Source organism: Nocardiopsis nanhaiensis (assembly GCF_054778635.1).
Window position 1 is genome coordinate 197,654 of sequence record NZ_BAAGZJ010000002.1, and the last position, 9,853, is coordinate 207,506.

At 71.3% G+C, this 9,853-nt stretch carries 8 protein-coding genes; 7 read left to right on the forward strand and 1 reads right to left on the reverse strand.

What is annotated here, in order from left to right; all coding sequences use genetic code 11:
- From ACYVD1_RS01775 to ACYVD1_RS01805, 7 genes are all read left to right on the forward strand, one after another.
- On the forward strand, positions 1-924 hold the full coding sequence (locus tag ACYVD1_RS01775; RefSeq protein WP_460766700.1) for a 4Fe-4S dicluster domain-containing protein: 924 nt from the start codon (positions 1-3) through the stop codon (positions 922-924).
- Positions 921-2,000, forward strand: a complete 1,080-nt coding sequence (gene nrfD / locus ACYVD1_RS01780) for an NrfD/PsrC family molybdoenzyme membrane anchor subunit (RefSeq protein WP_460766704.1) — start codon at positions 921-923, stop codon at positions 1,998-2,000. The genes ACYVD1_RS01775 and nrfD overlap by 4 nt, the downstream gene beginning before the upstream one ends.
- Before the next feature lie 301 nt (positions 2,001-2,301).
- Positions 2,302-3,408, forward strand: coding sequence for a substrate-binding domain-containing protein (locus ACYVD1_RS01785; protein ID WP_460766709.1), 1,107 nt, complete (start codon positions 2,302-2,304; stop codon positions 3,406-3,408).
- 92 nt (positions 3,409-3,500) lie between these two features.
- Positions 3,501-5,195, forward strand: a complete 1,695-nt coding sequence (locus ACYVD1_RS01790; RefSeq protein ID WP_460766716.1) for a sugar ABC transporter ATP-binding protein — start codon at positions 3,501-3,503, stop codon at positions 5,193-5,195.
- The gene (locus ACYVD1_RS01795; protein ID WP_460766721.1) at positions 5,192-6,208 is read left to right on the forward strand and encodes an ABC transporter permease; all 1,017 of its coding nucleotides are present in this window, start codon (positions 5,192-5,194) and stop codon (positions 6,206-6,208) included. The genes ACYVD1_RS01790 and ACYVD1_RS01795 overlap by 4 nt, the downstream gene beginning before the upstream one ends.
- Positions 6,205-7,185 (forward strand): ABC transporter permease, encoded by a 981-nt coding sequence (locus ACYVD1_RS01800; protein WP_460747173.1) that lies wholly within the window; start codon positions 6,205-6,207, stop codon positions 7,183-7,185. Before ACYVD1_RS01795 ends, ACYVD1_RS01800 begins: the two co-directional genes overlap by 4 nt.
- Before the next feature lie 66 nt (positions 7,186-7,251).
- The gene (locus ACYVD1_RS01805) at positions 7,252-8,520 is read left to right on the forward strand and encodes a Gfo/Idh/MocA family protein (RefSeq protein WP_460766725.1); all 1,269 of its coding nucleotides are present in this window, start codon (positions 7,252-7,254) and stop codon (positions 8,518-8,520) included.
- A 58-nt stretch (positions 8,521-8,578) separates the two neighbouring features.
- On the opposite strand, the gene ACYVD1_RS01810 is transcribed toward ACYVD1_RS01805, so the two are convergent.
- Positions 8,579-9,484 carry a hypothetical protein gene (locus ACYVD1_RS01810; protein ID WP_460766730.1) on the reverse strand — a complete coding sequence of 302 codons (906 nt, stop codon included), beginning with the start codon at positions 9,482-9,484 and terminating at the stop codon, positions 8,579-8,581.
- Positions 9,485-9,853 lie beyond the last annotated feature (369 nt).

The window sequence follows — 9,853 nt, forward strand, 5'->3', positions numbered from 1 at the left end:
ATGACCGCTGACGGCCAACCGAGGGAACCGGCGGACGAAGACCGTCCCCGCTTGGGCTTTTTCACCGACACCAGTGTCTGTATCGGCTGCAAGGCCTGTGAGGTGGCCTGCAAGGAGTGGAACCTGGTCCCCGAGGAGGGGCTCGACTTCACGGCCATGTCTTTCGACAACAGCAGCGGACTTGGCGCCGATACCTGGCGCCACGTGGCCTTCATCGAGCAGCGCAAGCCTTTGGGCCACCAGGATCCGGGGGTGGGACGCACCGCCGACGGCCCCGTCGACTTGGGGATGCCCTCGTTCTCCCTCCCCGGCCAGCGGACCGGGGAGGACTCCGCAACCCCGTCCGAGGGCCGGGGCGACTTCCGGTGGCTGATGTCCTCGGACGTGTGCAAGCACTGCACGAGCGCGGCCTGCCTGGACGTGTGCCCCACCGGTGCCCTGTTCCGCACCGAGTTCGACACCGTGGTCGTCCAGGAGGACATCTGCAACGGCTGCGGCTACTGCGTCCCGGCCTGCCCCTACGGGGTGATCGACCGCAGGGAGGTCGACGGCCGGGCATGGAAGTGCACGCTCTGCTACGACCGGATCGGGGACGGTATGCAGCCCGCCTGCGCGCAGGCGTGCCCCACGGACTCGATCCAGTTCGGTGACCTGGACGAACTCCGGGAGCGAGCCGACCAGCGGTTGGCGGACCTGCACGGCGCGGGGATCTCGTCCGCCCAGCTGTACGGGGAGGACCCCGACAACGGCGTCGACGGCGCGGGAGCCTTCTTCCTCCTGTTGGACGAGCCGGAGGTCTACGGGCTGCCGCCGGACCCGGTGGTCACGACCAGGGACCTTCCGTCGATGTGGCGGCACGCGGGGGCGGCCGCGGCCGTGTTGCTGGCCGGTGCGGCGGCCGCTTTCATGGGGAGGCGACGATGACGACACCCGAGACACCCGGGGAGAAGTCCCGTGACGAGGGTCGGCACGCGATCACCGGCGCGGCCGACACGGCGGCCCCTCGGCAGGTGCGCGGCACAGGCGCCCAAGAGGACCGCGGAGGTGGGCGCGGCCAGCGCCGGGGCAAGGGGCGCCGGGGCGGCGAGCCGACCCGGGTGCCCGACGCGGACTTCCGTTCCTACTACGGGCGCCCGATCCTGAACCAGATCGTGTGGGAGGCCCGGGACATCGGCGGATACCTCTTCCTGGGCGGGCTCGCCGGGGGCTCGTCGGTCCTGGCTGCGGGGGCAGAGGCCACGGGGCGCCCCGACCTGGCACGACCGTTGAAGTACGTTGCGCTGGCGGCGATCTCCGGATCGACGGCTGCCCTCATCCACGACCTCGGCCGTCCCGAGCGCTTCCTCAACATGCTGCGGGTGTTCAAACCGAGCTCGCCGATGAGCGTGGGTTCCTGGTTCCTGATGGGTTACGGGCCGATGGCGGGCGTGGCCGCGGTGACCGCCGCGACCGGCTGGTTCCCCCGGACCGGGCGGGCCGCGACGGTCAGCGCGGGCCTGATGGGCCCGCTCGTGGCCACCTACACGGCTCCGTTGATCTGCGACACCGCCGTTCCGGCCTGGCACGACGGCTACCGGGAGATGCCGTTCGTCTTCGCTTCCTCGGCCGCGGCCGCCGCGGGCGGCATGGGTCTACTGGTCTCCCCCACCGAGCCGAGCGCGCCCGCACGCCGGGTCGCGGTCGGTGGAGCGGTCGCCGAGGCAGCGCTGTCCACCTACATGGAGCGCCGGATGGGCATGGTCGGCGAACCCTACGAGACCGGACGCGCCGGGACGCTCATGCGTTCGGCGAAGGCCCTCACACTGGCGGGCGCGGTCGGCGCGATCGTGGGCCGCCGCAGCCGTACCGTGTCGGCGCTGAGCGGCGCAGCGCTGCTCGCGGGTTCGGCCGCGACCCGCCTCGGGGTCTTCCAGGCGGGGGTGCAGTCGGCAGCCGACCCGAAGTACACGGTCGTTCCGCAGCGGCGGCGCCTGGCCGAACGTGCGGCGGCCCGCCCCTAGGGATAGGCACGGATCGAGCGCGGGGACGGGTGGTGTGCGCACCGCCCGCCCCCTCTTTTGTGCGCCCTAAGTTCGGATCAACCGTGACTTTCATCAGCGATCGGCAAAAAGGTCATTGACGATCGACACAAGAGTGCGTAGGTTCGTGATCCCAGTCACAGGGTGAACTGCCTGGCCCTGGACCCGTCCCCACCCCCGAGCAGATCGACCGTGCGCTGTCCACGGCCGCGCCCGACAAGGCGGCACGCCCTCCCAGACAGCACGTGACCCCCCTCAGCGAACCAGGCACTTGGAGGCCCTCATGGGTTCGAATGCGCACCGGATCATGCCTAGGCGACGTCGTCACGGACTGCGCGCACTTGGCGCCGCGGCCGCTGCGGGCACGCTGCTCGTCGCGGGCGCCTGCACCACGCCCGAAGGAAACGGGGACGCCGACGGGAACGGCGCCGACGGCCCGTTCACCATCGGCGTGAGCAACGGCTTCATCGGCAGCGAGTGGCGGGAGCAGATGCTGTCGGTGCTCGAGGAGGCCTTCGAGGAGTACGAGGCCGAAGGGGTGGTCGACGAGCTGGTGGTGGAGAGCGCCGACGTCGACGTCAACGGCCAGATCCAGCAGATCCGCAACCTGATCCGGTCCGACGTGGACGCGATCGTCGTCAACCCCAACTCCCCCACCGCGCTCGACCAGGTCTTCGCCGAAGCCGCCGAGCAGGGCATCCAGATCGTTGCCATCGACCAGGCCGTGGAGTCCGAGGACGTGGTCAACGTCGTCATCGACCAGAGCGAGTGGGCCTCCATCTCGGCTGAGTGGCTGGCCGAGCAGGTCGGCGAGGGCGGCGAGATCATCGCGGTCAACGGCATCGACGGCCACCCGGCCAACGAGGACCGCTGGGGCGGCGCGAGCGAGGTCTTCGACGAGGCCGGGGTGGAAGTGGTCGCCAACGACTACGCCGAATGGGACCAGAACCAGGGCCAGACGGTCACCCGGGACCTGATCGCCAGCAACCCCGACGTCGACGGGCTCTTCGTACAGGACGGCATGGCGCTCGGCGCGTTCCAGGCGCTGGAGGCCGAGGACGCGCTGGACGACGTCACCATGACCGGCGAGGCCCGCGTGGGCTTCATGCGCGAGTGGGACGCCCAGCGCGAGGACGGCGACTTCTCCACGGTCGGCGTTCCCAACCCGCCGTCGGTCTCGGTTTCGGCGCTGCACGTGGTGATCCGCATGCTGCAGGGCGAGGAGTTCGCCGAGGACTCCATCGAGGACAACAACGCCTGGCTGCCCATCCCCGACACGGTCACCGACGACAACTTCGACGAGCAGTTCGCCGAGGTCGAGGACGAGAACGACGCCTACGCGGTGGACCACGGGCTCACCCCGGAGGAGGCCGACGCCTACTTCGAGTGACCTCCCGGAACACCCTCCGGCCGCGACCGCCCCACTCGGGCGTAGGCGACGGCCGGACGCCGAACGCGCCCCCAGAACCAGGGAGAGGACTCGTGGACACACCGCCGTTTCTACGGATGAGCGGCGTGCGCAAACGCTACGGAGGCGTGACCGCGCTGGACGGAGCCGATTTCAGCGCCGACGCGGGAACGGTGCACGCCGTGCTCGGCCCAAACGGCTCGGGCAAGTCGACACTGCTGAAGGTACTCACCGGGGTGGTCGCCCCGGACGCGGGCCGAGTTCTCCTGCGGGACGAGCGGCTGCGGCCCCGAGGGCCCCGCGACACCCTGGCCGCCGGGGTGAGCGCCGTCTACCAGGAGCTGTCGCTGGTCGAGGACTTCACCGTCCTGGACAACCTGGTGCTCGGGGTGGAACCGTCCCGGTTCGGGTTGCGCGACCGGCGGGCCGCGCTGGCCCGTGCCCTGCCCTGGCTGGAGCGGTTCGCCCCCGCCTTCGGCGGCCGCGTGCCAGCCCGGGAGCGCACCGGCGACCTGGACCCCGGAGAGCGCCAGATCGTCGAGGTGTGCAAGGCGCTGGTACGCGACCCCCAGGTCCTGGTGCTGGACGAGGCCACCGCCTCCCTGCGCCGCGGCCAGGTGGAGGTGCTCTTCGATGTCGTCTCCGAACTGCGTGAGCGCGGCGTGCTGGTCCTGTTCATCACCCACCGGCTGGCCGAGATCCTGTCCCTGTGCGACCGGGCCACGGTGATGCGCAACGGGACGGCCGTGGCCACGGTGACGGTCGGTGAGACGCCCGAGCGCGAACTGGTGGAACTGATGTCGGGCGAAGCCGCGTCCCGGCCCGCCCCGGACCGGGCACCCGGCCAAGCGCCCGAACAGGAGCCAGCCCACCAAGCACCCCACCAAGCACCCGATCGAGAACCGGCCTCCACCCCGCGCCTCGAAGTACGCGAACTCACCGGTCCACGGCTCGACGGACTCTCCCTCCAGGTCCGCGCGGGCGAGGTACTGGGGCTCGGCGGCCTCCAAGGCCAGGGCCAGTCCGAGCTGATGGCAACCCTGTTCGGCGCGGGACGCCGCACCGGCGGCACCGTGCTGTTGAACGGAGCGCAGGTGCGCCCCCGCTCGCCCAAACAGGCGGTACGGGCCGGCTTCTGCTACGTCCCCGGAAACCGCGGCGGCCAGGGGTTGGCCCTGGGGCGGCCCATCCTGGAGAACTTCGCCCTGCCTTCGGTGGGCCGGCGCGCGGCCCTGGGGGTGGCGCTGTTCCGACGCCGGGAGGTCGCCGCCGCCCGCGCGGTGGCCGAGCGGGTCAACACCCGCTACGGATCACTGGACGACCCGGTCTCCACGCTGTCCGGCGGCAACCAGCAGAAGATCGTGGTGGGCAAGTGGTTTCCCACCGAACCGACGGTGGTGCTCATGGACGACCCCGCCAAGGGAATCGACGTCGGCGCCAAGGCCGAGATGTTCCAGGTGGTGGCCGAACTCGCGGCCTCCGGGGCGGCGGTGCTGGTCAGCTCCAGCGACGACCGGGAACTGGTCGAGGTGTGCGACCGGGTGCTGGTCCTGTTCGAGGGCCGGGTGGTCGACGAGGTCTCCGGGGACCGGCTCACCGAGGACACGCTGATCGCCAGCGCCATGCACATCACCGGCGGCGACGTGGCCGCCGCGCACAGCGCAGAGTCGGCGGCGGAGATGCCCGACCCGGAGCAGGGTCCAGGCCCCGACCCGGGACCCGCTTCGGACCACGGCACAGACGACGGACCGGACGGAGGACGGCCATGAACCTCACGACCGGCCCCAAGCGGGCGCACCGGCCGCGTCCGGTGCAAGCGGTGCTGTCAGTGCGCATGCCCACCCTGGCTGTGGCCTTCCTGCTACTGATCACGGTGGCGGCCTCGGCGACCCTGCAACCCGGCTTCTTCTCCCCCTACGGACTCAGCGCCAGCTTCGCCACGTTCCTCCCCCTGGCCACCGTCGCCGCCGCGCAGACCATCATCGTGCTCGGCGGCGGCATCGACCTGTCGATCGGCACCATCGTCACCCTCTCCTCGGCGGTGTCGGTGGTACTCATGCAGGGCGACGACGGCCGCCTGCCCCTGGCCCTGGCCGCGGGCCTGGCCACCGGGGCCGCCTGCGGACTGTTCAACGGCCTCGTCGTGGCGGTCCTGCGGCTGCAACCCATCGTGGCGACCTTCGCCACCAGCTCGGTGTTCGGCGGCCTGGCGCTGCTGGTACTGCCGGCACCGGGCGGCCAGGCGTCCCCCGTCCTCACCGAGACCTACCGCATGGTCCTGGCACTGTACGTGCCGATCCCCGCCGTGCTGCTGCTGGCCCTCTTCCTCGGCTGGCGGCTGCTGCGGAGCCACCGCTTCGGCCAACACCTCTACGCCGTCGGCGGCAACGCCGACGCCGCCTACACCTCAGCGGTGCCGGTGTCGACGGTGCGGGTACTGTCCTACACCTTGGGCGGACTGGTGGCGGCCCTGGCCGGGGTCGCGCTCCTGGCCGACGCCGGGGCCGGCGACCCCACCCTGGGCACCGAACTCACCCTCGGCTCGATCGCCGCACTGGTCATCGGAGGAACCCGGCTGCGCGGCGGATCCGGCGGGGTCGGCGGTGCCCTGGTGGGCGCCGTGGTCCTCTCACTCATCCAAGGCCTGGTGTTCTTCGCCGGGATCCCCACCAACGCGCGCGAATTCGTCTACGGCTGCATCATCATCGCCGCGATCGCGCTCGCCGGGCTGCTCACCGCCCGCAACGGCAAAACCCTCGGGGCAACGGGAGGCCACCGATGACCACCACCATCCCCCTGCGCCGCCTGTCCCGCGACCCGGTGGTGATCTCCGGCGCCGTCACCCTGGTGCTGTGGGCTGCCGCCAGCCTCTACGCACCAGCCTTCGCCAGCTGGGGCCACATCGTCACCACCCTGACCGTCGCCTCCTTCCTCGGCGTGATCGCGATCGGCCAGACCCTGGTGATCATCGCCGGCGGCGAGGGCATCGACCTGTCGGTGGGATCGGCGGCGACGCTGTCCGCGATCGTCGCCTCCCGCTTCATGGACGGCAGCAACGACGGCTTCACCTTCGCCGTACTGGCCGCGCTGGCCTCGGCCTGCGTGATCGGCGTGGTCAACGCGATCGGCGTCCTCGTGTTCAGGGTCCCGCCACTGGTCATGACCCTGGGCATGATCGCCGTGGTTACCGGGTTCATCCGGCTCTACACCGGCGGCCGTCCCGAAGGCTCGGCGGCTCCCCTGCTCAACCAGCTGGTCACCGGCGACACGGTCTTCGGCATCCCGGGGGTCCTGTGGCTGTGGCTCGGCCTGACCATCCTGGTGATCTGGCTGCTGCGGCGCAGCTCGTTCGGATGGCGGCTCTACGCGGTGGGGGCCAACCGCACCACGGCCTACCTGTCCGGGGTCAACCCCTCCGCGGTGAAGTTCACCGCCTACGTGCTGTCCTCGCTGTTCGCCGGGGTGGGCGGCCTGCTGCTTCTCGGCTACACCCAGAACGTCTACACCAACCTGGGCGCCGACTACATGCTCAACAGCGTCGCGGCCGCGGTGATCGGCGGCACCGCGCTGATCGGCGGCGTCGGCGGCTACCTGGGCACCGTGATCGGCGCCATCCTGCTCACCGTCCTCGACTCGCTGCTGCGCACCATGCAGATCGGCGGCGGCGAATGGGGCGACGCACCGCGCCAGATCCTCTTCGGCATCGTGCTGATCATCGTCCTGACCGCCTACGGCAGACAGAAGCGCCTACGCGGCTAAGCCGTGCCCCCACAGGCTCCCCGCCCGGCGCCAGCGTGGCCAACCACCGGATTTGGAGACTCCAACGTGACATCACAGAACGGCCGACTCGGCGTCGGCATCGTCGGCAGCGGGTTCATCGCCGACTTCCACACCCGTTCCTTCCGCGGGGTGCGCGAGGCCGACGTGGTTGCGGTCTGCGGCCGGACGGCCAAGACCGTGGCACAGGTCTGCGACCTGGCACGGCAGCTGCGTGTGGGCGACCCCGCCGGCTACGACGACGTACGCGCCATGGTGCGCGACCCCGATGTGCAGGCGGTGTGGGTGACCACGCCCAACCACGTGCGTCTGGAGACGGTGCGGGCCATCTGCGAAGAGGTCTCCTCGGGCCGGGCGAGCCTGCGCGGCATAGCCATCGAGAAACCCCTGGGGCGCACGGTCGCCGAGGCCGAGGAGGTCCTGCGTCTGGTCGAAGACGCCGGGCTGCTCCACGGCTACCTGGAGAACCAGGTCTTCGCGCCCGGGGTCACCCGCGCCCACGAACTGGTGTGGGCTCGCGGCGCCGCCGCGTCCGGATCCCCCTACCTGGCGCGCTGCGCCGAGGAGCACAGCGGACCGCACAGTGCGTGGTTCTGGCAGGGCGACAAGCAGGGCGGCGGCGTCCTGAACGACATGATGTGCCACAGCGTCGAGGCCGCCCGCTACCTCCTCACCCCGCCCGGCACCCGGGCACGGGACTGGCTTCGGCCGGTGAGCGTGGAGGCCACCATCGCCTGCCTGAAGTGGACGCGCCCCCACTACTCCGACGAGCTGGTCAGCCGCTACGGCCCGGAGGTGGACTACCGGAACCGCCCCGCGGAGGACTACGCGCGCGCCACGGTGGTCTACCGCAACGGCGACGGCCACGAGGTGGTCGCCGAGGCCACCACGTCCTGGAGCTACGTGGGCGCCGGGCTCCGGCTCAGCTACGAACTGCTGGGGCCGGAGTACTCCATGTCCTCCAACAGCCTGGACACCGAGTCGCGGGTGTTCCTCAGCCGCGAGATCGCCGGCCGGTCCGGCGAGGACCTGGTGGAGAAGCAGAACGCCGAAGGCGGGCTGATGCCGGTGGTTCCCGACGAGGCGGCGACCTACGGCTACACCGACGAGAACCGGCACATGGCCGAGCGCTTCATGGACGGCAAGGCGCCCCGGGAGGACCTCCTCGACGGCCGGGACGTCACCGAACTCCTCATGGCGGCCTACCTGTCGGCCCAGGAAGGCCGCAGGATCGACCTCACCGACTCGGCCACACGTGAGCGGCTCGCCGACTTCGTACCCGACGTCGCCCAGGGAACGTGGCGCTCGGGGGCCTGAGGGCGGCCGCGGCCGAGACCTGGAAACCCGCCTGGGCCCAGCGGCCCACCGGCGAGACCTAGGGATCGGTGGTCAGGGCGGCCACGCGCAGGGCCAGCGCCTGGGCCTGGACGAGGTGGGAGAGCGCCTCCTCCTGGTGCGGGTGGGCCGCACCGGCCTCGGCGGTGCGGTCGGCGAGCGCGTCGAGTTCGGCGGCGGTGCGGCGGTCCTGTTCCTCCAGCTCCGCCGCGCGGACCAGATGCGCGTAGTCCTCCAGGGTCCGGATCCGCCGCCCGACCTCGGCCACGTCCTCCTCCAGGACGCCTCGGGCCCGCTCGGCCGCCCGGCGGCTGCGCTCACCGACCAGGGGCGTGGCCTCGATCCGCTGCCGGGTCCGGGACTGCCGGAGCAGGCACTGGGCCACCGCCCACTCCGCGTCGGCCAACACCACCCTGTTGCGTACCTCGTCGAGCAGCAGGCCGCGCCGGTGCGCGTCCGAGCCCAACACGCAATCCACTGCCCGCTGGGTCCGCCCCAGCATCCGACGGGCGGAGGTGTCGAGCATGTCACCGCTGACGAAGAACCCTTGGAGTTCATCGACGGCGTCTTCGACCGCCTCGCGCGCGGCCCGGTGTTCGCGGAGCGCGCGCAGGCGTCCGTGCCTGAAGTACGCGGCGCCGCCGACGGCCATGCTGGGCACCAACAGGAGAACGAACACCGCGGGGTCGTTCAACATCACCACGGCCAACACCATGCCCATGGACAACAGGAGAACCCGCAGGGCAGCGGACGACTCCTTGACTGACTCCGCCTCCGGGTTCCCGTGCCCCGCGAGATCGCTGGGCTGGCCGACCTCCTTGGCCTTCAGTGCCAGCCCCTCCGCCAGACGCCGACGGTCCCCGTCACCGAGCTCGGGGTGCACGCTCACCCGACGGGGTCCGACCCCCTCGGTACCCTCCCGTCCGGTCTCCGACCACTCGTCCACCTCGGCACGCCTTCCTCACCCGACGTGCCCTCCCGGCGCCCGTCGCTGTTGAGTAGCCGGGGAGAACTCGGTGGTTTCCCGATCTCCCGCCCCGGCCTCCGGACCGTTACCGACGGGATTCCCCGAATCCGGGGACCAGACCCTCACCGCGGCCATTTCGGGCACATCAGGCAGACGCCGGCCACGGCGGCCCCGGCGGAGGCCTTCGACTGGCCGGCCCGGCCTGGGCGCCCCCATCCGCGCCTAGTGTCCTGAGTTGTTAAATTGCCTAGGGTTGTGCCATGGCACGACCGGGACCCAAACTCGCACCGCTGGACCTGACCGCTGAAGACCGAGCCGAGCTGGAGCGGTGGGTCCGGCGGCGCAAGT

Coding starts and splice junctions, on each gene's coding strand:
- ACYVD1_RS01775 (WP_460766700.1), top strand. CDS start 1: ATGACCGCTGACGGCCAACCGAGGGAACCGGCGGACGAAGACCGTCCC.
- nrfD (WP_460766704.1), top strand. CDS start 921: ATGACGACACCCGAGACACCCGGGGAGAAGTCCCGTGACGAGGGTCGG.
- ACYVD1_RS01785 (WP_460766709.1), top strand. CDS start 2,302: ATGGGTTCGAATGCGCACCGGATCATGCCTAGGCGACGTCGTCACGGA.
- ACYVD1_RS01795 (WP_460766721.1), top strand. CDS start 5,192: ATGAACCTCACGACCGGCCCCAAGCGGGCGCACCGGCCGCGTCCGGTG.
- ACYVD1_RS01800 (WP_460747173.1), top strand. CDS start 6,205: ATGACCACCACCATCCCCCTGCGCCGCCTGTCCCGCGACCCGGTGGTG.